21 protein-coding genes are annotated in these 23,788 nt (G+C 73.1%); 1 reads left to right on the top strand and 20 read right to left on the bottom strand.

Annotated features, from left to right (window positions below; translation table 11 throughout):
• Positions 1-40: 40 nt before the first annotated feature.
• The 18 genes from ABZ490_RS12795 to ABZ490_RS12710 all read right to left on the bottom strand — a co-directional run bounded on the left by ABZ490_RS12795 (position 41) and on the right by ABZ490_RS12710 (position 18,874).
• Positions 41-706, bottom strand: a complete 666-nt coding sequence (locus ABZ490_RS12795) for a response regulator transcription factor (RefSeq protein ID WP_358988473.1) — start codon at positions 704-706, stop codon at positions 41-43.
• Complete coding sequence (locus tag ABZ490_RS12790; protein ID WP_358988471.1) at positions 703-2,055, bottom strand: histidine kinase; 1,353 nt, start codon at positions 2,053-2,055, stop codon at positions 703-705. The genes ABZ490_RS12795 and ABZ490_RS12790 overlap by 4 nt, the downstream gene beginning before the upstream one ends.
• A gap of 96 nt (positions 2,056-2,151) precedes the next feature.
• Entirely contained in the window at positions 2,152-2,829 is a 678-nt protein-coding gene (locus ABZ490_RS12785) for a response regulator transcription factor (RefSeq protein WP_358988469.1), read from the bottom strand.
• Positions 2,826-4,313 (bottom strand): sensor histidine kinase, encoded by a 1,488-nt coding sequence (locus ABZ490_RS12780; protein ID WP_358988530.1) that lies wholly within the window; start codon positions 4,311-4,313, stop codon positions 2,826-2,828. The genes ABZ490_RS12785 and ABZ490_RS12780 overlap by 4 nt, the downstream gene beginning before the upstream one ends.
• 4 nt (positions 4,314-4,317) lie before the next feature.
• Positions 4,318-5,532, bottom strand: a complete 1,215-nt coding sequence (locus tag ABZ490_RS12775) for an acyltransferase (RefSeq protein WP_358988467.1) — start codon at positions 5,530-5,532, stop codon at positions 4,318-4,320.
• Positions 5,525-6,484: an alpha/beta hydrolase gene (locus tag ABZ490_RS12770; RefSeq protein ID WP_358988465.1), complete on the bottom strand. Its 960-nt coding sequence runs from the start codon at positions 6,482-6,484 to the stop codon at positions 5,525-5,527. Before ABZ490_RS12770 ends, ABZ490_RS12775 begins: the two co-directional genes overlap by 8 nt.
• Before the next feature lie 222 nt (positions 6,485-6,706).
• Positions 6,707-7,591: an alpha/beta hydrolase gene (locus tag ABZ490_RS12765; RefSeq protein WP_358988462.1), complete on the bottom strand. Its 885-nt coding sequence runs from the start codon at positions 7,589-7,591 to the stop codon at positions 6,707-6,709.
• A 257-nt stretch (positions 7,592-7,848) separates the two neighbouring features.
• Positions 7,849-9,033 (bottom strand): kynureninase, encoded by a 1,185-nt coding sequence (kynU, locus tag ABZ490_RS12760; protein ID WP_358988460.1) that lies wholly within the window; start codon positions 9,031-9,033, stop codon positions 7,849-7,851.
• Positions 9,026-9,865 carry a tryptophan 2,3-dioxygenase family protein gene (locus ABZ490_RS12755; RefSeq protein WP_358988458.1) on the bottom strand — a complete coding sequence of 280 codons (840 nt, stop codon included), beginning with the start codon at positions 9,863-9,865 and terminating at the stop codon, positions 9,026-9,028. The genes kynU and ABZ490_RS12755 overlap by 8 nt, the downstream gene beginning before the upstream one ends.
• A 154-nt stretch (positions 9,866-10,019) precedes the next feature.
• Complete coding sequence (locus ABZ490_RS12750) at positions 10,020-10,433, bottom strand: DUF3151 domain-containing protein (protein ID WP_358988456.1); 414 nt, start codon at positions 10,431-10,433, stop codon at positions 10,020-10,022.
• A gap of 32 nt (positions 10,434-10,465) precedes the next feature.
• Entirely contained in the window at positions 10,466-11,935 is a 1,470-nt protein-coding gene (locus ABZ490_RS12745; RefSeq protein WP_358988454.1) for an MFS transporter, read from the bottom strand.
• A 59-nt stretch (positions 11,936-11,994) separates the two neighbouring features.
• Complete coding sequence (fbaA, locus tag ABZ490_RS12740; RefSeq protein WP_358988452.1) at positions 11,995-13,017, bottom strand: class II fructose-bisphosphate aldolase; 1,023 nt, start codon at positions 13,015-13,017, stop codon at positions 11,995-11,997.
• A gap of 150 nt (positions 13,018-13,167) precedes the next feature.
• A complete protein-coding gene (gene pyrE / locus ABZ490_RS12735; RefSeq protein WP_358988450.1) occupies positions 13,168-13,722 on the bottom strand; it encodes an orotate phosphoribosyltransferase in 555 nt (184 codons plus the stop codon).
• Between the two features lie 10 nt (positions 13,723-13,732).
• Positions 13,733-14,521, bottom strand: a complete 789-nt coding sequence (locus ABZ490_RS12730; protein WP_358988448.1) for an aldose 1-epimerase — start codon at positions 14,519-14,521, stop codon at positions 13,733-13,735.
• A gap of 39 nt (positions 14,522-14,560) precedes the next feature.
• Positions 14,561-15,835, bottom strand: a complete 1,275-nt coding sequence (locus ABZ490_RS12725; RefSeq protein ID WP_358988446.1) for an SRPBCC domain-containing protein — start codon at positions 15,833-15,835, stop codon at positions 14,561-14,563.
• An 87-nt stretch (positions 15,836-15,922) separates the two neighbouring features.
• Positions 15,923-17,527: a polyamine aminopropyltransferase gene (locus ABZ490_RS12720; protein ID WP_358988444.1), complete on the bottom strand. Its 1,605-nt coding sequence runs from the start codon at positions 17,525-17,527 to the stop codon at positions 15,923-15,925.
• Positions 17,528-17,595: 68 nt separating this feature from the next.
• The gene (locus ABZ490_RS12715; protein ID WP_358988443.1) at positions 17,596-18,153 is read right to left on the bottom strand and encodes a DUF2617 family protein; all 558 of its coding nucleotides are present in this window, start codon (positions 18,151-18,153) and stop codon (positions 17,596-17,598) included.
• A 334-nt stretch (positions 18,154-18,487) separates the two neighbouring features.
• Positions 18,488-18,874, bottom strand: a complete 387-nt coding sequence (locus ABZ490_RS12710) for a hypothetical protein (RefSeq protein WP_358988442.1) — start codon at positions 18,872-18,874, stop codon at positions 18,488-18,490.
• Positions 18,875-19,015: 141 nt separating this feature from the next.
• Here ABZ490_RS12710 and ABZ490_RS12705 point away from each other — a divergent pair, with 141 nt between their 5' ends.
• Positions 19,016-20,212: a pyridoxal phosphate-dependent aminotransferase gene (locus ABZ490_RS12705; RefSeq protein WP_358988440.1), complete on the top strand. Its 1,197-nt coding sequence runs from the start codon at positions 19,016-19,018 to the stop codon at positions 20,210-20,212.
• Between the two features lie 72 nt (positions 20,213-20,284).
• Here ABZ490_RS12705 and ABZ490_RS12700 read toward each other — a convergent pair whose 3' ends face one another.
• Both ABZ490_RS12700 and clpB read right to left on the bottom strand, forming a co-directional pair.
• Positions 20,285-20,824 carry a YbjN domain-containing protein gene (locus ABZ490_RS12700; protein WP_358988439.1) on the bottom strand — a complete coding sequence of 180 codons (540 nt, stop codon included), beginning with the start codon at positions 20,822-20,824 and terminating at the stop codon, positions 20,285-20,287.
• A 126-nt stretch (positions 20,825-20,950) separates the two neighbouring features.
• A complete protein-coding gene (clpB, locus tag ABZ490_RS12695) occupies positions 20,951-23,560 on the bottom strand; it encodes an ATP-dependent chaperone ClpB (RefSeq protein WP_358988436.1) in 2,610 nt (869 codons plus the stop codon).
• Between the last annotated feature and the right edge of the window lie 228 nt (positions 23,561-23,788).

Below are 23,788 nucleotides of genomic sequence, written 5' to 3'. Positions count from 1 at the left end.
CTCTCGCTCTCGGTCGGCCATGGTAGCCAGCGGACCCGTGTCAGCCCGGTGTCACCAGTCTCGCCTCGTACGCGAACACCGCCGCCTGCGTCCGGTCCCGCAGCCCCAGCTTGACCAGGATCCTGCTCACATGGGTCTTGATGGTGGACTCCGCGACGACCAGCCGGCCCGCTATCTCGACGTTCGACAGTCCCTGCGCGATCAGCACCAGGACCTCCGTCTCCCGGTCGGTCAGATCACCGTAGGCGGCCTGGGCGGCGCGGGGCAGCACGGGGTTGTTCGACAGCTTCGAGAACTCGGTGATCAGCCGCCTGGTGACGGAGGGGGCGAGCAGCGCCTCGCCGGCCGCCACCACACGGACCCCGTCCGCGAGCTGGCGGGCCGAGGCGTCCTTGAGGAGGAAGCCCGAGGCCCCCGCGCGCAGGGCCTGGTACACGTACTCGTCGAGGTCGAAGGTGGTGAGCACCAGGACCTTCGCCGTGCCGTCCGCCGCCACGATCTCCCGGGTCGCCTCGATGCCGTTCAGCTCGGGCATCCGGATGTCCATCAGGACCACGTCGGGGGACAGCTCCCGGACCCGGTCCACCGCCTCGCGGCCGTTGACCGCCTCGCCGACGACCTCGATGTCCGGCATCGCGTTCAGCAGGACCGAGAAGCCCTCGCGGACCATCATCTGGTCGTCGGCTATCAGCACCCGGATCGTCATGCGCCACTCTCGCTCGCGGCCGGCACGGGCAGGAACACCGTCACCTCGTAGCCCCCGGCCGGGGTCGGCTCCGCCGTCATCTCGCCGTTCAGCATGGTCACCCGCTCGCGCATCCCCGTGATGCCGTGCCCGGTACCGGGCGAGGGCTTCACCAGGGCTGGATGGGGCGGCGGGTCGTTGACCACGCGCAGCCCCAGCCCGCCGAGCACGTACCCGATCTCCACCCGGGCGCTCGCCCCGGGGGCGTGCCGCAGCGTGTTGCTCAGAGCCTCCTGGACGATGCGGTACGCCGACAGCTCCACGCCCTGCGGGAGTTCCCGGGCCGCGCCCGTGATCACCTTCTCGACGTCCAGGCCGGTCTCGCGCACATTGGCGAGGAGCGCGTCCAGGTCGGCGAGGGTGGGCTGGGGGGCGTCCGGCGCCTCGTAGTCCTCGGCGCGGACCACGCCCAGGACCCGGCGCAGCTCGGTGAGGGCCGCCACCGCGTTCTCCCGGATGGTGACGAAGGCCTTCTCCAGCTCCTCCGGCGGGTTCTCCACCCGGTAGGGGGCGGCCTCCGCCTGGATGGCGACCACCGACATGTGGTGGGCGACCACGTCGTGCAGCTCGCGGGCGATCGTGGTGCGCTCCTCCAGGAGGGTGCGCCGGGAGCGCTCGTGGGCGGTCACGGTCTGCTGGGCCGTCACCTCCTCCTCGGCCTCCCGGCGTATGTGCCGGACCGTGACGCCGAGCAGGACCAGCGCGGAGGTGATCAGCATGGGTCCGACGTTCGTGCCGTAGTGGTACCGGCCGAAGACCGCCTCGGCGAGGAAGCCGTAGACGGCCGTGAGCAGCCACATCCAGGCGGCCGTGCGCGGGCGGGTGCGGATCGCCACGACCGTGAGCACGACGAGGTGGGAGATGAAACTGGGCGGCAGCCAGGGCCAGTTGCCGTACGTCTCGCCGAGCAGGGCGACCGCCGTGGTCGAGGCGAGCGACGCCCAGAACGCGGCGGCCGGCCGGACCAGCGTCAGCAGTACCGGCGCCAGGACCAGCAGGCCGCTCAGCACGGACACCGAGTCGCCGCCGGCGGGCATCACGGAGGCCAGCACCGCCACCGCGCCGGCCGCCCCGACCAGGATGTGCCGCGAGTAGGTCGCGTACTCCCGTCGGCGGCCCCGCAGTCCCCTCGTGAAGCGGCCCGTGGGTTCCCTCGGGGGCAGCGGGCGGTAGGCCAGTACATCGTCGAACAGGTCGTGCCTCATCCCGCGCAGCGCGTCCATGGCCGCCCGGACCTCCGGGCTCTTCGGCTGATAGGCGCCGTACGGGTCGTCCTGGGGCGGCAGATGGGTCTGCGTCGTCTCGGTCACGGTCAAAACGGTAGGCGGGCGGAGGGGTCGCGGTCGTCACCATGGAGGGGGGTTCCGACGCATCCCCCTCAAGTACTACGGGTCCGCCTGCCCGTTTCAGTACCCGGAGGGCCGGACCAGCCCCGACTCGTATGCGAACACCGCCGCCTGGGTGCGGTCCCGCAGGCCCAGTTTCACCAGGATGCGGCCCACGTGCGTCTTCACGGTCTGCTCGGCGACGACGAGTCGCCGTGCGATCTCCGCGTTGGACAGGCCCTGCGCGATCAGGGCGAGCACCTCCGTCTCGCGTTCGGTGAGATCGCCGACGCGCTCCTTCTGCGGGGGTCGCGGGGTGCTGTTCAGCCTGGAGAACTCGGCGATCAGCTTGCGGGTGATGCCGGGGGCGAGCAGGGCGTCGCCGGCCGCCACGACCCGGACGGCCTCCGCGAGCTGGTCCGCCGAGGCGTCCTTCAGCAGGAAGCCGGACGCCCCGGCGGACAGCGCCTCGTACACGTACTCGTCGAGGTCGAAGGTGGTGAGCACCAGCACCTTGACGGCGGGGTGCGCGAGGGTGATGTGGCGGGTGGCCTCGACCCCGCCGAGCTCGGGCATCCGGATGTCCATCAGGACGACGTCCGGGACGAGTTCGGCGACCCGGGCGATGGCGTCCAGACCGTTCACCGCCTGCCCGATCACCTCGATGCCGGGGTGGGCGTTGAGCAGCACGGTGAAGCCCTGCCGGACCATCTGCTGGTCGTCGGCGATCAGTACGCGGATGGTGCCACCGCTCGTCATCGTTCACCTTTTTCTGCCGGGGAACCGCCTGCGGGGGATTCTCCCGTCGGGGGCGGGTCGTCCGGGAAGACGAGTTCCAGGTCCTCAAGGGTCCCGGGGTCCGGGTCGGGGACGGCGACGCCGTCCCTCGGGAGGAACGCCAGGACCGAGAACCCGCCTTGCAGGGTCGGATGGGCCACGACATGGCCGCCGAGCATCGCCGCCCGCTCCCGCATGCCGAGCAGGCCGTGCCCCGCGCCGGGCGAGGGCCGGACGGGGCCGTCCGGGCGGCCGTTGGTGACCTCCAGGGACAGGCCCCGGGCCTGGTGGACGACCTGGACCCGGACCTGGGAACCCGGCGCGTGCCGCAGGGCGTTGCTCAGCGCCTCCTGGACTATCCGGTACGCCGACAGCTGCACGCCCGGTGAGTAGGCGGGCGGCTCGCCCTCGACGGTGGCGGCGACGTCCAGCCCTGCCGCCCGGGTGTTCTCCAGGAGGGCGTCGAGGCGGTCGAGCGTGGGCTGCGGGGTGTCCGGGGCGCTGCCGGTGCCGGCCGCGCCGAGGCCGTAGGGGTCCTCGGGGTTCTCCGAGCGCAGCACGCCGAGCACCCGGCGCAGTTCGGTGAGCGCCTCCAGCGCGTTCTGCCGGATGCCGGCGAGGTTCTCCTTGAGTTCCTCGGACGGGTTCTCCACCAGGTGCGGGGCGACCTGGGCCTGGATGGAGATGACCGACATGTGGTGGGCGACCACGTCGTGCAGCTCGCGCGCGATGCGGTTGCGCTCCTCCAGGAGGGTGCGTCGGGCGCGTTCCTCGGCGGTGATGCCGGCCTGCTCGACGAGCTGGGTGCGGGCCACGCGGCGGCCGCGCAGGGCGGTGCCGACGAGGACGACGGCGGCGAACAGGATCACCGCGAGCACTCCGGTCGGGGTGTAGCTCGCGCCGCCCAGGACCCCTTGGACCAGGTAGGTGGCGAGTGCCGTCAGGGCCAGCACCTCGACGGCGACCCGGGTGGGCAGCCGCAGCGCGAGCAGCAGCAGCACCAGGCAGTGCGCGATCAGCCCGGGCGGGCCCCAGGGCCAGCCGGGGAGGTGTGTGGCCGTTTCCGGTCGGGGCGTGCCCAACGGCCACTGCCGGGCATCGAAGTCGAGGTCGGCGAGCATCACGCTGCGGGCGCCCACCGCGGCCACCACCGTGACCGTCAGGGACAGCCACCACGCCGGTACCGGCCGCCACAGCGCCAGCGCCACCGCCACTCCCTGCACCAGCGCGCACACCGTGCCGTACGGCACACCGAGCCGGTAACGGTCGATCATCTGGTCGAAGTTGGCGACCGTGGTGCCGAACGCGACCAGCCAGACCAGCCCGTGCGGCAGCCAGCGCAGCCAGACGGAGGGCGGGAGCGGGTCCGCCCCAGCCGTCCACAGGTCCTCGCGCAGCGTCCGCAGTGCGCGGATCCCCCGGTTCTGCACCCTGGTCAGCACCTTCTCCACCCCGTTCGTCCGCACCACCCTAGACACGGTGCGCTTCGCGCAGGGCCGAAGGCTCCGGCGGCCCACCGGCCCGCACCACACGCGTCCGCCCGCGCCGTCCGGCGGCGGGTCTCCCGGACGCCGACTCGAAGCCGTGGAACGCCGCCCGGCACACCCCCAGCACCAGGGCGAACACCGGCAGCCACAGCAGCCGGGCCGCGACCCACTCCAGGCCGTCGGGCCGCGTGTGCAGACCGGGGAGGCGGCCGGCCAGGAGGCCTGTCGCGGTGGTCGCCATCATCGCCGTCTGGTGCCACAGGAACACCGTCATCGCGGAGAGGTTGACCAGCGCCACCGCGGCCCAGGCCACCGGCCGCCGCATCGCGCGGCGCAGCCGGCCGCGCAGCAGCAGGGCCAGTCCGCACTGGGCGAGGCCGAAGGTGACGGCGGCCAGGGTCGGCGGGTCTAGGTTGGAGACCGCCGCGCCGGGCACGCCCACCATCGACGCCGGGTAGCCGGCGAAGGCCACCAGGAACACCGTCGCCGCGGCGCCCCCGAGGAGCAGGGTCCAGCCCGCGCGCGGGCGCTCCAGCTCGCCCCGGGACCAGGCCGCGCCCAGGGTGTACGGCACCAGCCAGCCGGCGGCCAGGTTCACCCAGCCGAGCCAGGACGGGCCGCCCAGGCCGAACCGCACCAGGTCCACGTGGAGGACGACCGCCAGCGGCCACAGCGGGCTGAGCCGGGTCAGCAGCGGGGTCGCGGCCGTGAGCGCGGCGAACACCAGCAGGAACCACAGCGGGGACAGCGCGAGCTTCACCACGGTGTGCACGGTGACGAAGGAGGCGCCGCCGAGCAGCAGGCCCGCCGTGGTCACCGCCCACACCGCCAGGACCGCCGTGACCGGCAGGAACAGCCGGGACAGCCGGGCCCGCAGCCAGGTGCCGTAGGCCGTGCCGCGGGCGCGGGCCGAGGCGAGGCCCCGGGTCGCGACATGGCCGCCCACCATGAAGAACACCGCGAGCGTCTGGAACGCCCAGGAGACGGGGGCCAGCCAGGGCATGGTGCCGAGCGGGCTCGCCGCGCGCAGGGTGTCGCCGTCGGCGACGAGGGCGGTCACCAGCCAGTGGCCGAGGACCACCCCGAGGATGGCCAGGGCCCGCAGGGCGTCCACGGCACGGTCGCGGTGCGGGGGTGTGGCGTCGTGGATCCGGGCAGCGGCACGCCGTACGCCCGAGGTCGCGCGGATGTCAGACACGGGTCACCTCCGTCGTCTCGCCGAGCACGATCCGGGCGAGGTTGGCCAGAGAGGCCGAGCCCGGGGAGAAGTAGTCGCTGTGGCCGCCGTCGCCTGCGCGGAAGACGCGGGCGCCGAAGGCCGGGGAGACCGGGTCGGTGCCGAAGCCGACCGTCGTGCCGAACAGGTCGGCGCTGACGTGCGGCACATGCGCCACCCAGTCGTCGGCGCCCCGGGCCGCCCAGACCCGCGCCCGGGTGTGCAGCCCGGCCGCCGTGTCCGCGCCGGTGCCGGGGCTGCCGAGCAGGACGAGGTCGTCCACGTCCAGGCGGGCGGCCGAACGGCCGCACACGACCGAGCCGTACGAGTGGCACAGGAGGGAGACGTGGGCGGCCGGGCCGGTGACGGCGCGCAGCTCGCGCAGGAACTCCCGCAGCCGGGGGGCGGCTTCCTCGGCGCGGGTCGGGGTGAGGACGGTCGTGCTGACCGTGGCCGGGGTGGTGTAGCCGAGCCAGGCCACCACCGCCGTGCGGCTGCCGCCGTGTTCGTGGGAGAGCCGCTCGTACAGTGCCGAGGCGCCCGCGCGGAAGCGGCCGTAGGTGTCCAGGGTGGTGTCGGAGCCCGGGATCAGGACGGCGACCCGGCCGGCGTGGGCGAGGTCCCCGAACACCTCCGTGGCCCGGCCCTCGCCGCGGCCGTCGAAGGCGAGGAACGTGCGCGAGGGGGCGGCCATGTCCTGGTCGGCCGCCGCGCGGTGGCTGTCGCCGTGGGCCGCGGCCATCCGGGACGCGAGGGCCGCGTTGGCCCGGTTCGCGGCGTAGGTCTCGTCGAGGGTCGCCGCCGTCGGCGGGGCGAGGAGCGCCGGAGCGGGCGCGGGGACGGCGGACCGGGCCGCCGCGGTGAGCGGGACGACCACGGCGGCGGTGACCAGAGCGGCCGACAGCACCCGCAGCCGACGCCGCCCGCGCCCCACTGCCCGCTCACGCGGCTGTGCACGCTCCGCACTCCGTCGCCCCCACCCGCGCATACCCGATGCCCACCCCTCCGTGCCCGTCGGCCCGTCATCGGGCCTGCCGGACTTGGAAGTTACGGATGCGCGCGCGTCGTCCGCGTCCCGCTGCGGAGCCGTCCTCCGCCGTAGCTCTCAGGTACTACGGGTACGACAGGCGCGCCCTCTCCGGGTGGCGCACCACGCTCACCACGCCAGTTGCGCGATCTCCTCCGCCACCACGGCACACGCGTCCGCCACCGGATCGATCAGCGGGAAGTGGCCCACGTCCTCCAGCAGGGTCAGCCCCACCACCTCGCCCGCCTTGGCCGCGGCGTCCGCGTACGCCTCGGCGACGGGCTGGGGCACGACCAGGTCCGTACGGCCCTGGACGAGGGTCGTCGCGATGCCGGTCGGCAGCAGGAGGGCCGGGTCGGCGTACGGCCGGCGTTCGGTGAACAGCTCCTCGCCGCCCAGGAGTTGCCGGGCCGCACCCCCGCACACGTCCAGCTTCTCCGCGACCGTGAAGTCCGCGATCGGGGCGAGCGCGACGACCCCGCGCAGCGCGGTGGATCCGGCGGTGCGCCAGGCGGAGTCGGCGGGCAGGACGTGCCGGGCCGCGGCCCACAGCGCGAGGTGGCCGCCCGCGGAGTGGCCGGTGAGCACGGTCCGGCGGGCGTCGGCCTGGGGCAGCGCCTGCCGGGCGAGCGCGGGGAGCGCGTCGAGGGCCGCGGCGACGTCGTCGAAGGTGTCGGGCCAGCGCCCCGCGACCGGGGGTGTGCCCTGCCCGGCCGCCCCCTCCGCGCCCCGCCGGTACTCCACGTTGGCCACGGCGAACCCGCGGTGCGCCAGATAGTCGGCGAACGGCGTGATGTGCCGCCGGTCGTACGGCGCCCGCCACGCGCCCCCGTGCAGCACCACGACCAGGGGCACGGGGCCGCCCGGACCGACCTGGACCTTGGGGGCGTAGAAGTCGATCACCTGGTCGGGGTGGTCGCCGTACGCGGCGGTGGCGTCGGGGTCGACGGGCGGGTGCGAGAAGGCCGACTTCTCCTCGGCAACGGCCCGGGCAGCGACGACGTCGTCCGGCATGCTCCAACCTCTCAGCGACGAAACGGTTTTGGACGGTACGGGGTGGCGGACCAGGTGAGAATTTCGGCCGTTGGCGGGGACGGTATCAGGCCCGTGACGTGCGCGGACACGCGGATGTCACGCTCGGTGAGGGAAAACGGTTCTGTACGCACCGCCTCGCCCCCGTCTCCGTACCCGCCGCACACCCCACCCCCATACGCAGCCGACCACCGGCTTCACTCAGCACACCGGTGGTCGGCACAGGGGTTCGAGGTCCGTCAGCCCAGGATCTCCCCCAGCACACGGGCCGCCCGCTCGACGTCCGCGAAGCCGACGTACAGCGGGGTGAAACCGAATCGCAGCACGTCAGGGCGGCGGAAGTCACCGACGACCCCGCGCTCGACCAGCTGCCGCATGACCTCGCCGGCGTCCGGGCAGCGCAGCGCCACCTGGCTTCCGCGCTCCTCGTGACGCGCCGGAGTCAGCGACTCGACGCGCCCCTCGGGGACGTACTCCCCGACGCACTCCAGGAAGAAGTCGGTCAGGGAAAGGGACTTGGCCCGGACCGTCTCGATCGAGACGCCCTCCCAGACGTCGAGTGCCGCCTCCAGGGCGAGCATGGACAGGATGTCCGGGGTGCCGACCCGGCCGCGCACCGCGCCGTCCGCCGGTTCGTAGTCGCCGCGCATCCCGAACGGCTCGGCGTGCGAGTTCCAGCCGGGCAGCGGGGAGTCGAAGCGGTCCTGGAGCCCGCCGCGCACATACAGGTACGCCGGTGAACCGGGGCCGCCGTTCAGGTACTTGTAGGTGCAGCCGACCGCGAGGTCCACGCCGTGCTCGTCCAGTCCGACGGGCAGGGCGCCCGCGCTGTGGCACAGGTCCCAGACGGAGACCGCGCCCGCCGCGCGCACGGCGGCGGTGAGCGAGGGCAGGTCGTGCAGCCGGCCGGTGCGGTAGTCGACGTGGTTGAGCAGGACGGCCGCCGTACGGTCCGACAGCGCGTCCGGCACCTGCGCGGGGAGGACCGGACGCAGCGTGCGGCCGGTCATCCGGGCCGCCGACTCGGCGAGGTAGCCGTCCGTGGGGAAGGTGGTCGCGTCGACGAGGATCTCGTCGCGCCCCTCCCCCGCGATCCGCACGGCGGCCACCAGTGCCTTGAAGACGTTGACACTGGTCGAGTCGCCCACGACGATCTGCCCGGCGGCCGCGCCCACCAGCGGGGCGATCCGGTCGCCGATCCGCTCGGGCGCGGTCCACCAGCCGCTCTCGTCCCAGGAGCGGATGCGCAGCTCGCCCCACTGCCGGCGGACCACGTCCGCGACGCGTCCGGGGACGGCGGCGGGCAGCGCGCCGAGCGAGTTGCCGTCGAGGTAGACGGCGTCGTCGAGGACGAACTCGTCCCGCTTGTCGGCCAGTTGGTCACCGGAGTCCAGCTCCCGTGCCTTGAGGGCGAGGTCAGACATACGACCTCGCCGTCCACAGCTCCGGGAAGACGTTCTTCTGGGCGCGCTTCTCCAGCCAGGCCACACCGGCCGAGCCGCCGGTGCCCGCCTTGGCGCCCATCGCGCGCCGGGTGGCGACCAGATGGTCGTTGCGCCAGCGCCACACCAGCTCGGCGACATCGGTCAACGCCTCGCCGAGACGGGCGAGTTCGTCGGAGCCGTCACCGGCGTACAGGGCGGTCCACACGGCCTCGACCTCGGCGGAGGGCTCGTAGCGCTGCGAGACGTCCCGCGTCAGGACGGCGTCCGGGACGGGGTGGCCCCGGCGGGCCAGCAGCCGCAGCACCTCGTCGTAGAGGGACGGCTCGTGCAGCGCCTTCTCCAGCTCGGCGTGGACGCGGGGCGCGCCGCGGTGGGGGACCAGCATGGACGCGGACTTCTCGGCGAGGAGGAACTCCATCCGCCGGTACATCGCCGACTGGAAACCGGAGCCCTCGCCGAGGGCACCCCGGTAGGAGTTGAACTGGGCGGGGGTGAGCTGGGCGAGCGGCCGCCAGGAGGCGTTCAGCGCCTCCAGCTCCCGTACGGAACGCTTCAGCGCGTCGATCGCGACCTGCACGTCGTCCGCGCGCAGTGCGCCGGCCGCCGTCTCCCACTCGTGGACGATGACCGTGAACCACAGCTCCATGACCTGGGTCGTGACCAGGAAGACCATCTCTCCGGGATCGTCGGAGAGGGTGTGCTGGAGGTGGGTGAGAACGTCTGCCCTGACGTAGTCCTCGTACGGGGTGGTGCCGTCGAAGTCGAGATGCGGAGTCTCGGGCTCCTGAGTTTCGTGAGCCTCATGGGACATCGCTGTCTCCTGCTGTACTCCGGGTAGCGGTCCGCCCCTGCCGATGCCGACACGGGGGCCCCGGTCCCCACCCGCATCTTCCGCATCGGGAGCCGATCCCGCAAGGCCCGCCCGCATCACGGACGGGCCCGTGCACCAGGGGACGCGGCAGGGGCTAGCCCAGGGTCTGGGCCGCCGTCGGGGAGGAGTCCTTCAGGAACTGCGAGCAGCGCTCGTACTCCTCCTGCTCGCCGATCGCCTGGGCGGCGCGGGCGAGGGCGTGCAGGGCGCGCAGGAAGCCGCGGTTCGGCTCGTGCTCCCAGGGGACCGGGCCGTGGCCCTTCCAGCCGCTGCGGCGCAGGGCGTCCAGACCGCGGTGGTACCCCGTACGGGCGTACGCGTACGACTCCACCACCGAGCCCCGCTCGAAGGCGTCGTCCGCGAGGCGGGCCCAGGCCAGCGAGGACGTCGGGTACTTCGCGGCGACGTCGGCGGGCGCCGTGCCGTTCGCCAGGAGGTCGCGGGGCTCCGGCTCGTCGGGGAGATGGGTCGGGGGCGGGCCCCCGAGAAGGTTTTCGTGAAGGGACATGCCCCCAGTCTCGCTCACCCGAGCAGTCTCGCTCACCCCAGCTCGCGGGGCGCCCGCCTCTCCCCCTCCAGCGGCGGCGCCGTCACACAGCAGTGCGTCCGGCACTCCGGGTGGTCGCAGTCCGGCGGCGGCCGGCGGACCGTGGTGAAGGCGAGGGCCGAGCCCACGACGAGGACGGCCGCGCACCACAGCATCGAGCGCCGGAACGGTCCCTCGAAGGCGTCCGCCGAGCGGTACGACTCCGCGCCCATGCCGGTCAGCAGGGGCAGGGCGGCGATCGCGATCAGGCCCGCCGCCCGCGCCGCCGCGTTGTTGATGCCGCTGGCCAGCCCGGCCCGGGTGACCTCCACCGAGGCCAGCACGGTCGCGGTCAGCGGGGCGACCAGGGTGACCAGGCCGACGCCGAGCACCAGGACGGCGGGCAGCACATCGGCGGCGTACGAGGCGTCCTGGCCGACCCGCAGCATCAGCAGCATCCCCGCCGCGCACAGCAGCGGCCCCACGGTGAGCGGGATGCGCGGCCCGATCCGCTCCGCCAGCTCGCCGGAGCGGGAGGAGAACAGCAGCATCAGCAGGGTGGTCGGCAGCAGGGCCGTACCGGCGCCGAGCGCGGAGTACCCGGCGACGACCTGGAGCTGGACCACCGAGAGGAAGAAGAAGCCGCCGAGCGCCGCGTACACGCACAGGGTGACCAGGTTGACGGCGGTGAACTGGCGGGAGGCGAAGATGTCCGGCGGCATCATCGGATCGGGCCGGCGCCGCTCCACCACCACGAACGCCACCGCGGCCGCGATCCCCGCGGCGGCCGCCAGGCCCACCAGCAGCGAGCCCTCGTTCGCCGCGATCAGCGCGTACGTCACCAGCCCCAGGGCCAGCGCGCCCAGCACCGCCCCGAGCACGTCGAACCGGCCGTGCGCCTGGTCGTCCCTGGACTCGGGTACGTGCCGCAGCGCCACCGGGACGCACACCACCGCCAGCGGCACGTTCAGCAGGAACACCCACCGCCAGCCCGGACCGTCCACCAGCCAGCCGCCCACGAAGGGCCCCACGGCCGCCCCGATGCCCCCGAAACCGGACCACAGGCCGACGGCCCGCCCCCGGTCGTCCTTGTGGAAGGAGGCCTGGATCAGGGCCAGCGAGCCGGGTGTCAGCAGCGCGCCGCCGACCCCTTGCAGGGCGCGGGCCGCGACCAGCACCCCCGCGCTCGGCGCGAGCCCGCACAGCAGCGAGGCGGTGGCGAACCACACCACCCCGACGACGAAGACCTTCCGGCGTCCGTAGCGGTCCCCCAGGGAGCCGCCCAGCAGGATCAGACCGGCCAGGGTCAGCATGTACGCGTTGACGGTCCACTGGAGCGCGGCGAGGTCGGCGTCCAGGTCCTCCCCGATCCGGGGCAGGGCCACGTTGACGACGGTCGAGTCCAGCAGGGCCATGCTGGAGCCGAGGACCGTGGTGAAGACGATCCACTTGCCCTGGGGGGAGGCCATCCGGACATCGGGCATGCCCCCAGGTATACAGCGAGCCCGGCGCCGAAGCACCGGGCTCGACCGCGAAGGCGGGCTTACTTGATCTTCTGACCCGCCGAGCGCAGGTTCTGCGTGGCCTCGACGACGCGCGCGGCCATGCTCGCCTCGGCCAGCTTGCCCCAGGTGCGCGGGTCGTAGGTCGACTTGGAGCCGACCTCGCCGTCGACCTTGAGGACGCCGTCGTAGTTCTTGAACATGTGGGCGGCCACCGGACGCGTGAAGGCGTACTGGGTGTCGGTGTCGATGTTCATCTTGACGACGCCGTTCTCCAGCGCGGTCGCGATCTCCTGCTCGCTGGAGCCGGAGCCGCCGTGGAAGACGAAGTCGAACGGGGACTGCTTGCCGAACTTGGCGGCGACGCCGTCGTTCAGCTCCTTCAGCAGCTCGGGGCGGAGGACGACGTTGCCCGGCTTGTACACACCGTGGACGTTGCCGAAGGACGCGGCCAGCAGGTAGCGGCCCTTCTCGCCCAGGCCCAGCGCCTCGACCGTACGGATCGCGTCCTCGACCGTGGTGTACAGCGAGTCGTTGATCTCGTGGGAGACGCCGTCCTCCTCGCCGCCGGTCGGGGTGATCTCCACCTCGAGGATGATCTTCGCGGCGGCGGCGCGGGCCAGCAGCTCCTGCGCGATCGCGAGGTTGTCGGCGAGGGTCTCGGCGGAGCCGTCCCACATGTGCGACTGGAACAGCGGGTTGCGGCCGGCCTTCACGCGCTCCTCGGAGACCGCGAGCAGCGGACGGACGTACCCGTCGAGCTTGTCCTTCGGGCAGTGGTCGGTGTGCAGGGCCACGGTGACCGGGTACTTCTCGGCGACGATGTGCGCGAACTCGGCGAGGGCCACGGAACCCGTGACCATCTCTTTGCTGTACTGGCCGCCCAGGAACTCGGCGCCACCCGTGGAGATCTGGACGATGCCGTCGCTCTCCGCCTCGGCGAAACCGCGCAGCGCCGCGTGCAGGGTCTGGGTCGAGGTGACGTTGATGGCCGGGTAGGCGAACTTGCCTGCCTTCGCCCGGTCGAGCATCTCGTTGTAGACCTCGGGGGTTGCGATGGGCATCTGTCCGCTCCTTGGTATCTGCGGGTTGGCGATGTGCGTACACGCGTACGCGTAGTGCTACGGCCCTGACCTAGACCTTGGGTGCGACGTCATCGTCGTCCCCATCTTTCCAGAGATGCGCGGATGGTCCATGCCTGGTCCACGCGCTGGTCAGTCCAGACCCAGCTCGTCCTTCGAGAAGGCGAACAGATAGGGCACGCCCGCGCCCTCGCGGATCTTCTCGTCGGCGCCGGTCGCGCGGTCCACGATGGTGGCGACGGCGACGACCTCGGCGCCGGCCTCGCGCACGGCCTCGACGGCGGCCAGCGGGGAGCCGCCGGTGGTGGAGGTGTCCTCGACGACCAGGACCCGGCGGCCCTTGATCTCGGGGCCCTCGACTCGCCGCTGGAGGCCGTGCGCCTTCGCCGCCTTCCGGACGACGAAGGCGTCCAGCCGGCGGCCGCGCGCGGCGGCCGCGTGCAGCATGCTCGCGGCGACCGGGTCGGCGCCCATGGTGAGCCCGCCGACCGCGTCGAACTCCAGGCCGTCGGTGAGGTCGAGCAGCACCTGCCCGACCAGCGGGGCGGCCTCGCCGTCCAGGGTTACTCGGCGGAGGTCGACGTAGTAGTCCGCCTCCAGACCCGACGACAGGGTCACCTTGCCGTGCACCACGGCCTTGTCCTTGATCTGCTGCAGCAGCGCGCCGCGTACATCCACGTCCGTCATGCCGAACAGCTTAGAGGCGGGTCCAGGACCAGGTGGTCGTGGCCTCCAGCGGCTCCAGGGGCGTGACCAGCCGGGGGAGGGTGTTCAGCCCGTTCGGCGGGCCGGTCTGGGGCTCCACGCACACGGCCGCGTCCTGCTCGTCGTAGACGACGACCCACTTCTCCGGGCTGGTCACCCGCACCGCGAGCTGTCCGGGCCAGGTCAGGGTGACGTCGACCCCGCCGGGCATCCCGAAGCAGTCGTCCCAGGGGCCGGGCCTCGGCTCGACGCGGTTGCCGGTCGGCAGGTGGTCCTCGCCGCGCTCCTCCTGCCAGGCGGGCTCGAAGGCGACCTCGACGTCCGGGCCGCCCAGGGTGCGGTTGAACCAGGGGTGCCAGCCGATCTGCGCCGGGAAGGACGAGCCGTGCGTCTCCACGCCCATGGTGAGCGTCAGGGAGTCCTCGGCCAGCCGGACGATCTGGGTGATCCGGCCGGGATGGGGCCAGGGCTCCACCAGGTCGTACGTCAGGACGGTCTCGTCGGCCGAGACCCGCGCGACCTTCCAGGCGCCGTCGCGGGCGGTGCCGTGGATGGCGTGCGGCGCGGCGTTCAGCGGCATCTGGCGGACGGTCGCGCCGTCGAGGAACCGGCCGTCGCGGATCCGCCCGCACCAGGGAACCATCGGGAAACACCCGAAACGCTCGCCCTGCCGCAGCAGCTGACGCCCGTCGACGCGCAGTCCACCGACCCGGCCGCCGTTGCCCGGCTGCACGGTCACCTCCGCGTCGCCCGCGGTCAGCGTGATCTCTTCGTCACTCACGGGACGACCCTACTGGGCCGATCAAGAGGGCGGTCCCGGCTACCGGCGGCGGCGCAGTGCCCGCCCCACGACGATCGCCGACGCCACGACCAGCGCGGCGGCGGGGGCCGCCCAGCGCAGGGTGCTGTTCGGGGCGACCGTCTGCGGCGCGGGCACGGGCGCGTACCGCCCCCGCGGCGGCGCGTGATCGACCTCCTCGGCACTACGCCCGATCATGGTCCGCCGCGCATGAGCGGCCTCGGCGGGAGGCTGACCGGCTCCAAGACCATCAACACCTTCACCGACCTGGCCGGGGTCGAGGAACTCGTCGGGTTGGGCGGGCTGGGCGGGCTGGGCGGGCTGGGCGGGGTCGAGCGGCTCAGCGGACTCGGAAGGCTCGGCAGAGTCGAGGGAGTCGGGGGAGTCGGCGGACTCAGCGGACTTGGCGGGCTCGGAGGGTTCGGCGGCTTCGGAGGGTTCGGCGGCTTCGGCGGACTCGGAGGGCTCGGAGCGTTCGGCGGACTCGGCGGGTTCGGCGCGCTCAGCGGACTCCGCGGACTCGGCGCGCTCACCGAAGTCGGAGGGCTCGGCGGACTCAGCGGCCTCGGCGGACTCGGAGGCTTCGGAGGCTTCGGCGGACTCGTCCGGCCCGTCGGGGTCCCCGCTCTCGAACACGGTCGTCGCCGACCCCTCGGCAGACACCGTGGGCCCGGTGGGCTCTTCGGGCTGCTCGGCTTCTGCCGGCTGCTCGGGCTTCTCCAGCCCCTCCGGCCCCTCCTGCTCTGCCGGCCCCTCCGGCTTCTCCAGCCCCTCCGATACGGCGTTCTCCCCCGGCCCCTCCCCTACGGCCTTCCCCTCCCGCTTGTCCCCGACCGCTCCCTCGGCCGCCCTTGCTCCAGCGGCCCCCGCAGCCTCAGCGGCCCCCGCAGCCCCCGTCCCCAAGTTCTCCGCGAAGCGGTTCAGCAGGCGGGACAGCGCACCCTGTACCTGGTCCTCGGGCAGTTCCGTGGCTCGGCCGGTCGCTGTCGCCGTGCCCTCGATGTGGAGGGTCGTGCCGGCGGGGGTCTCCTGGAGGCGGAGCAGGAGCGTGAGTTTCACCGTGCCGCCGCCGCGGGCCTCGGTGGCGTCGCCCTCCACGGCGTACGTCCCGTCCGCGCGCGCGGAGAGTCGTACGGCCCCCCGGTAGGTGATGGTGTGGCCGCCGATCCGGACCTTCAGCCGGCCGGCGACGGGCGCGGTGCCTGCGTCCTGCTGGAGGCCGGGCACCGCGCGGGCCACCTGGGCGGGGTCGGCGAGGGCCGCCCTCAGCCGCTCGGCGGGAACGGGAACGAACACCTCTTGCTCCATAGGGCCGGAGCCTACCCAGCGGCCGCCGGTGCGCACCCGGTGAAACAGCGATTGGCCGTCGGACCGTCAGTACCGTCAGTACCTCGGGTGCACCAGCGTCGACGGCGGCACGCCACCCACCCGCGTCCGCCACGCCGCCCTCGCGTCCGCCAGGAGGCCCGCCTGGGTGAGGGTGCGGAGCCGCTCGCCGGGGTCGAGGCGCAGGGACGGGCGGCGGCCGGGGGCGGCCAGGACGAAGCCCCAGTCGGCGGGGGCGCGCTCATGGCGGCCGGGGGCGCGGACGTCGACGCGGTAGGCGACGGTGTGCAGTCCGGCCGCCCGCAGGGTCGCCTCGACGGTCCAGAACGCCTGGTGCCGCCCGGTGACCGGACCGGCGTGCACGGCGAGCCGCCCGCCGGGGGCGAGCGCACGCAGGGCGAGGCCGTAGAACTCCTGGGAGTACAGCTTGCTGCTCGCGGTGACATCGGGGTCGGGCAGGTCCGTGAGCACGACGTCGTACACCGCCTTGGGCGCCCCGCGCAGCCAGTGGAAGGCGTCCGCGGTGACGACATGGACGCGGGGGTCGTCGTAGACGTGGGCGTTGAGGCGGGAGAGGCCGGGGTCGGTGCGGGCGAGGCGGACCAGGCCGGCGTCGAGTTCGACGACGTCGACGCGGCGCACGCCGGGGTGGGTGAGGGCCTCGCGGGCGGCGAGGCCGTCCCCGCCGCCGAGGACGAGCACGCGCGCGTGGCGGCCGTGCATCGCGGGGTGGACGAGGGCCTCGTGATAGCGGCGCTCGTCGCCGCCGACCCGGAGCCGGCCGTCGAGGTAGAGGTCGAGGGGGCGGCCGTGGCGGCCGCCGGTGAGGACGACCTCCTGGACGCCGGTCCGCAGGGCGACCCGTACGTCACCGCCGTAGACCGCCTGGCGCGCGGCCCGCTCGAAGTCGTCGGCGAGGACGGCGGCGGAGCCGAGGACGACGATCACGGTGACGCCGGCGACCGGCAGCAGCCAGCGGGCGCGGCGGCCGAGGTCGCGGCGGAACAGGCCGAGCACCAGGGCGCCCCCGGCGATGACGTTGACCGCGCCGGTCAGCAGGGAGCTGGTCAGCTGGCCGCAGAACGGCAGCAGCAGGAAGGGGAAGGCGAGGCCGCCGACGAGCCCGCCGACGTAGTCCGCGGCGAACAGGTCGGCGACGGCGCCGCCCGCGTCCTGGCGGCGGACGCGCTGGATGAGCTCCATGAGGAGGGGCACCTCGGCGCCGATGAGCAGCCCGATGGCGAGGGAGAAGGCGACCAGCAGGATGCGCGGGCCGTCGGCCCACAGACCGCCCCAGTCGCCCGTCCAGGCGAACACCGCGTACAGGACCATCGCGCTGCATCCGCCGACCAGCGCGAGGGCCACCTCCAGGGCGCCGAAGCCGGCCGCGGCGAACCGGCGCAGCCGTTTGGCCGCGAGGGAGCCGATGCCCATCGCGAAGACCATCACGGACAGCACCACGGAGGCCTGGGTGACCGAGTCGCCCATCAGGTAGGAGGCGAGGGCGACCAGTTCCAGCTCGTACACGAGACCGCAGGCCGCGCAGACGAACACGCACGCGAGGACCAGGAACCGCCCGACGTCCGGCCGGACGGGCAGCCGCGCGGGGCCGCGCCAGGGCGGTGGGGCGCCGGGCGGGGCCGGTGCGTGCGGTTCGATCACGGTGCGACGTTACGTCACGGGCCGGAGACGCAACGTCACCCACACGTGTGGAAGTCGTGCCTCAAACCTCACGTCCCGGCCGGGCTCCTCAGGCTCCCCGAAGGGCTGTCCCGGTCGGCGCCCGCCCGCACCCCGACCCGGGTCCGCGTCGCCACCAACTGCCCGTCCTGCGGGTACGCGTGCCAGGTGCGCCAGTGGACGTGGCCCTCGTGGCGCTGGGCGAGGAGGGCGGTGAAGGCGTGCGGGCTGCCCGGGAAGACACCGGCCAGGCCGTGGGGGTGGTCGGCGACCAGGGCGAGGAGTTCCTGGGCGCGGCCGGCGAACTGACCTGGCGTCAGCACCTCGACGCGGGCGGCGAATTCGTACTCCCAGTCGCCCACGCGTTTGGCCACTCCGAGGGGGAGCGGGGTGCTGCTGCCGGGGAGGCAGGCCACCGTCTCCGAACAACAGCCCTGCTCCTCCTCCAGCAGCACCTGGTGCGATGCGCCCAGCAGTCTCAACTGGAGCTTGGCGCCGGACAGTTCGAGGTCGAGCGTGGCGAGGGCGGGCAGCGGTTCACGCCCCAGGGCCCAGGCGAGATCGGCCGCGCGCGTGTCGGTGTAGGAGGTGTTCAGGGTCGTGAGCATGGATCGGCTCCGCGAAGACGCGAGGAGGGAGAGATCGGCCCCGGCCGGCCAGGTCCGGGAAGGACGTCCACGGGGGGACGTCCGCACGGGACGTCCGTAGGGGTCCGAGGGGCTGCGTTGGTGATTTAGAGGGAATCATGAACGGTGGCGACGCCACAGCGTTTTTACCCAACTTCGTGGGGTTTCCATCCCTCAGGGGGCTCCACAGCTCAATTGTTCAACCACAACGGGCCCGAAAACCCGGAAAACATGGTGCGACCGCGGGGCGCCCTGGTCAGGGGCAGGCCCCGCGGTCCGGATGCGGCTCCCCCTCGGGGAGCTCAGCTGCCCCGTGTCAGCTGCCTCCACCGCATCCGCCGCCTCCTCCGCCGCACCCGCCGCCGCCCCCGCCGCAGGACGACCCGCCGCCGCACGACGAACCGCCACCGCAGGAGTGGCCCGAGTGGCCGCCGGAGTCACCCGAGTGGCCGTGGTGGCCCGAGTGGCCGCCGGACGACGAGCCGCTGTCGCTGCCGAACACCCACCAGCTCGCGGCGGCCGTGTCGGCGCCGCTGCCCGAGCCGCTGCCTGACCTGCCGCCGTGGTGGCCGCGGCCCGCCGAGCCGCGGTACGACGGCACCGGACGGCCGTAGGTGTGCCTGAGGCTCCTGCGGCGCGCGCTGACGACGAGCACCGTCACGAAGAGCACGGCGATCACCGCCAGGATGATGCCCACGATCATGGCGTCACCCTCCTTCCGAATCCCCCGAAGCGGCCCCCCGTGGGCGCCTCGCGCAGCGCCCGAGCGCTTGCGTGAACGGGGGATGCCCGCCCGTCTCACCTGCCAAAGCACACTTGAGGAAGTCCAGAGCTTCGGCGCAGGATGACCGGCATGACCTCCAGCTCACGCCCCTTCCTCAACCGCCGTCTCGCCGAGTTCGGGACGACGATCTTCGCCGAGATGTCCGCCCTGGCGGTGGCGACCGGGTCCATCAACCTCGGGCAGGGCTTCCCCGACCAGGACGGCCCCGAGGAGGTCCGTGAGGCGGCGGTGCGGGCGCTGCGGGACGGGCGCGGCAACCAGTACCCGCCGGGCCCGGGCGTCCCCGAGCTGCGCACGGCGATCGCCCTGCACCAGGCACGCCGCTACGGGCTGTCCTACGACCCCGACACCGAGGTCCTGGTCACCGCGGGCGCCACGGAGGCCATCGCGGCCACCCTGCTGGCCCTGCTGGAGCCGGGCGACGAGGTGGTGGCCCTGGAGCCGTACTACGACTCCTACGCCGCCTGCATCGCCATGGCGGGCGCCTCGCGCGTACCGGTCACGCTGCGCCCGGACCCCGAGCGGGCCCGGTTCCGCCTGGACCTGGACGAGCTGCGCGACGCGGTCACGGACCGCACCCGGCTGCTGCTGATCAACACCCCGCACAACCCGACCGGCACGGTCCTCACCCGCGAGGAGCTGACCGCGATCGCCGAGCTGGCGGTGGAGCGGGACCTGCTGGTCGTCACGGACGAGGTGTACGAGCACCTGGTGTTCGACGGGGCGGAGCACATCCCGCTGGCCGGCCTGCCCGGGATGCGCGAGCGCACGGTGACGATCGGCTCGGCCGGCAAGACGTTCTCGTTCACGGGCTGGAAGGTCGGCTGGGTCACCGCGGCCCCCGGCCTGGTCACGGCGGTGCGCTCGGCGAAGCAGTTCCTGACGTACGTGTCGTCGGGACCGTTCCAGTACGCGGTCGCCGAGGCCCTGGCCCTCCCGGACAGCTACTTCGACGGCTTCCGCGCGGACATGCTGGCCAAGCGCGACCTGCTGGCGACGGGGCTGGCGGAGGCGGGCTTCTCGGTGTTCCGCCCGGCCGGCACCTACTTCGTCACCACCGACATCCGCCCCCTCGGCGAGAGCGACGGCTTCGCCTTCTGCCGCGCCCTGCCGGAGCGGGCGGGCGTGGTCGCCATCCCCAACGCCGTCTTCTACGACCACCGCGAGGCGGGCGCCCCGTTCGTGCGGTTCGCGTTCTGCAAGCAGGTGGGGGTGCTGGAGGAGGCGGTGACCCGGCTGAAGGGGCTCGCGGGCTGAAAACGGCAGACGGGGCCGCGTCCACAGCCTGTGGACGGGGCCCCGCCATGACGGACGGGCCGGTCGGGGGACCTACGCGTCGTCGCCCTCCTCGGGCTCGCCGTCCGTGCCGTCGACGTCCTTCTCCAGGCCCAGCTGCTCCACCAGCCACTTGTCGAACTCGATGGCGGCGCGCACCCAGCTCACCGTGGAGGAGACGAACAGCTCGATGTTCACCCCGGCGCCGATCAGCAGCTGCGCCTCGCCGATGAGGCGGACGGTGCCGTCGTCGTGGGTGTGCGTGTAGACCTTGGGCCACAGGGTGCGCCGGTTCCAGTCGTCGATCGCCTCCAGCAGCGGCTGCTTGTCGTCGATCTGGTGGGGCCGGTCGTAGAACGTCCGCACCGAGTAGACCGCCTGGTCACCCTCGCCGCGGAACATGAAGTACGTACGGAACTCCTCCCACGGCGCCGCGAGGTCACCCTCGTCGTCGACGACGTACTTCAGCTCCATCTGGTCGAGGAGCTGCTTCACGAGGTCCTGATCCGGGACTACGGGGCCCGCCGGTCCCTGGGGCTGCGGCTCGGGCTGCTGGCCCCCGAAGTTCGGAATCGAGGACGGGTCGATGCTCACCGAAATTTCCCTTCGTACGGATCCCGCCATCCTCCCCCATCCGGGGAGGGGGGTGGCAAGCCCCGCCCCCCAGGGTTCACCTCCGCTTGGCGCAATTCCGCTGAGAGCGTTCGCCCCGCCGGGGCACTACAGCGTCTTGCCCGTCGACGGCCCCGGCTTCGGGCCGACGATCAGGCCCTCGCCGAAGGTGTCCACGCGCACCGTGTCACCGTCCTTGACCTCGCCGGAGAGGATCTCCCGGGCGAGGCGGTCGCCGATGGCCGTCTGGACCAGGCGGCGCAGCGGGCGGGCGCCGTAGGCCGGGTCGTTGCCCTCGTCGGCGAGCCAGGCGAGGGCCGCGTCGGTGACCTCCAGGGTGAGGCGGCGCTCGGCGAGGCGGCGGGCGAGGCGGTCGATCTGGAGGCGGGCGATCCGGCCCAGCTCGTCCTTGGACAGGGCCGAGAAGACGACCAGGTCGTCGAGGCGGTTGAGGAACTCCGGCTTGAAGGACGCCCGGACCACCTCCAGGACCTGCTGCTTCTTCTCCGCCTCCGTGGAGACCGGGTCGACCAGGTACTGGCTGCCCAGGTTCGAGGTCAGCACGAGGATCGCGTTGCGGAAGTCGACGGTGCGGCCCTGGCCGTCGGTGAGGCGGCCGTCGTCGAGGACCTGGAGCAGGACGTCGAAGACCTCGGGGTGGGCCTTCTCCACCTCGTCCAGGAGGACCACGCTGTACGGGCGGCGGCGGACCGCCTCGGTGAGCTGGCCGCCCTCCTCGTAGCCGACGTAGCCGGGGGGCGCGCCGACGAGCCGGGCGACGCTGTGCTTCTCGCCGTACTCCGACATGTCGATGCGGATCATGGCCCGCTCGTCGTCGAAGAGGAAGTCGGCGAGCGCCTTGGCCAGCTCGGTCTTGCCGACGCCGGTGGGGCCGAGGAAGAGGAAGGAGCCGGTCGGGCGGTCGGGGTCGGCGATGCCCGCGCGGGAGCGCCGTACGGCGTCCGAGACGGCCTGGACGGCCTCCGACTGGCCGATCAGCCGGCGGCCCAGCTCGGCCTCCATGCGGAGCAGCTTCTGCGTCTCGCCCTCCAGGAGGCGGCCCGCCGGGATGCCGGTCCAGGCGGCGACGACGTCGGCGATGTCGTCGGAGCCGACCTCCTCCTTGACCATGGTGCCCTTGGCGGCCACCTCCTCGGCCTCGGTGGCGGCCTCCAGGTCGCGCTCCAGGGCCGGGATCTCCCCGTACAGCAGCTTGCCGGCGGTGTCGAAGTCGGCCTCGCGCTGGGCGCGCTCGGCCTGGCCACGCAGTTCGTCGAGCTTCTCCTTCAGCTCGCCGACCCGGTTGAGGGACTGCTTCTCCTTCTCCCAGCGGGCGGTCAGGCCGCGCAGCTCCTCCTCCTTGTCGGCGAGGTCGCGGCGCAGTTTCTCCAGGCGTTCGCGGGAGGCGGCGTCGGTCTCCTTGCCGATGGCCAGCTCCTCCATCTTGAGCCGGTCCACGGACCGCTGGAGCTCGTCGATCTCGACGGGCGAGGAGTCGATCTCCATCCGGAGGCGGGAGGCGGCCTCGTCGACGAGGTCGATGGCCTTGTCGGGCAGGAAGCGGGAGGTGATGTACCGGTCGGAGAGGGTCGCGGCCGCGACGAGGGCGCTGTCGGCGATCTGGACCTTGTGGTGGGCCTCGTAGCGGCCCTTCAGACCGCGCAGGATGGCGATGGTGTCCTCGACCGTGGGCTCCGCGACCAGGACCTGCTGGAAGCGGCGCTCCAGGGCGGGGTCCTTCTCGATCCGCTCGCGGTACTCGTCGAGCGTGGTCGCGCCGACCATGCGCAGCTCACCGCGGGCCAGCATCGGCTTGAGCATGTTGCCGGCGTCCATCGCGGAGTCGCCGCCGGCGCCCGCGCCGACGACGGTGTGCAGCTCGTCGATGAAGGTGATGATCTGGCCGTCGCTCTCCTTGATCTCGGCGAGGACGGTCTTCAGGCGCTCCTCGAACTCACCCCGGTACTTGGCGCCGGCGACCATGGCGCCGAGGTCGAGGGAGACGAGCCGCTTGTCCTTCAGCGACTCCGGTACGTCGCCCTTGACGATGCGCTGGGCGAGGCCCTCGACGACGGCGGTCTTGCCGACGCCGGGCTCGCCGATGAGGACGGGGTTGTTCTTGGTGCGGCGGGAGAGGACCTGTACGACGCGGCGGATCTCCTGGTCCCGGCCGATGACCGGGTCGAGCTTGCCGTCGCGGGCGGCGGCGGTGAAGTCGGTGCCGAACTTCTCCAGGGCCTTGTACTGGCCCTCGGGGTCGGCGGTGGTGACCCGGCGGCCGCCGCGGGCCTTGCGGAAGGCGTCCTGGAGCCGGTCCGGTCCCGCGCCGTGCCGGCCGAGCACGTCGGCGGCCTGGCCGCCCTTCGCGGCGGTGCCGATCAGCAGGTGCTCGGTGGAGAGGAACTCGTCGCCCAGCTCCTTCGCCCGCGCCTGGGCGTCGGCGATCACGGCGAGCAGCTCACGGTTGGGCTGCGGGGGCGCCACGGTGGAGCCGGTCACGCTGGGCAGACCGGCGAGCACATGCTCGGCGCCCGCGCGGACGGCGGCCTGGTCGGCGCCGACGGCGGCGAGAAGATCGACGATGTTCTCGTTGTCCTGCCCCTGGAGCAGCGCAAGCAGCAGGTGGGCAGGGGTGAGGTCGGGGTGTCCCCCCGACACGGCACGGTTACTGGCCGCGTTGATCGCGTCCCGGCTCCGGTTGGTCAGCTCGGCGTCCACGTTCGCAGTCTCCTCCTTGCGTCAGCCGTCTCCCTTGTCTGACTGCTCCAGCGTACACAAAGTTGAGTCTATTCCGCTCAAGGTCGGGGCAGGGCTTCGCCCGCGTGCGGCGACGGCAGGAAACGGCGGAACGACCGGCCGGGGCTGATCCAAACCCGGCATCCGCACCGTGCGGCGTTTTCCGGCCACGGCACAAGGGCTCCGGAACACGTCGATACGGGGAAATGT

It is taken from the genome of Streptomyces sp. NPDC005811, assembly GCF_040630405.1.
Taxonomy (GTDB): domain Bacteria; phylum Actinomycetota; class Actinomycetes; order Streptomycetales; family Streptomycetaceae; genus Streptomyces.
This window is presented reverse-complemented; position numbering and strand designations above follow the sequence as displayed.

Coding starts and splice junctions, on each gene's coding strand:
- kynU (WP_358988460.1), bottom strand. CDS start 9,033: ATGTCTGACCTCGCCCTCAAGGCACGGGAGCTGGACTCCGGTGACCAA.
- ABZ490_RS12705 (WP_358988440.1), top strand. CDS start 19,016: ATGACCGGCATGACCTCCAGCTCACGCCCCTTCCTCAACCGCCGTCTC.
- ABZ490_RS12750 (WP_358988456.1), bottom strand. CDS start 10,433: ATGTCCCTTCACGAAAACCTTCTCGGGGGCCCGCCCCCGACCCATCTC.
- ABZ490_RS12710 (WP_358988442.1), bottom strand. CDS start 18,874: ATGATCGTGGGCATCATCCTGGCGGTGATCGCCGTGCTCTTCGTGACG.
- ABZ490_RS12745 (WP_358988454.1), bottom strand. CDS start 11,935: ATGCCCGATGTCCGGATGGCCTCCCCCCAGGGCAAGTGGATCGTCTTC.
- ABZ490_RS12765 (WP_358988462.1), bottom strand. CDS start 7,591: ATGCCGGACGACGTCGTCGCTGCCCGGGCCGTTGCCGAGGAGAAGTCG.
- fbaA (WP_358988452.1), bottom strand. CDS start 13,017: ATGCCCATCGCAACCCCCGAGGTCTACAACGAGATGCTCGACCGGGCG.
- ABZ490_RS12715 (WP_358988443.1), bottom strand. CDS start 18,153: ATGCTCACGACCCTGAACACCTCCTACACCGACACGCGCGCGGCCGAT.
- ABZ490_RS12795 (WP_358988473.1), bottom strand. CDS start 706: ATGACGATCCGGGTGCTGATAGCCGACGACCAGATGATGGTCCGCGAG.
- ABZ490_RS12785 (WP_358988469.1), bottom strand. CDS start 2,829: ATGACGAGCGGTGGCACCATCCGCGTACTGATCGCCGACGACCAGCAG.
- ABZ490_RS12755 (WP_358988458.1), bottom strand. CDS start 9,865: ATGTCCCATGAGGCTCACGAAACTCAGGAGCCCGAGACTCCGCATCTC.
- pyrE (WP_358988450.1), bottom strand. CDS start 13,722: ATGACGGACGTGGATGTACGCGGCGCGCTGCTGCAGCAGATCAAGGAC.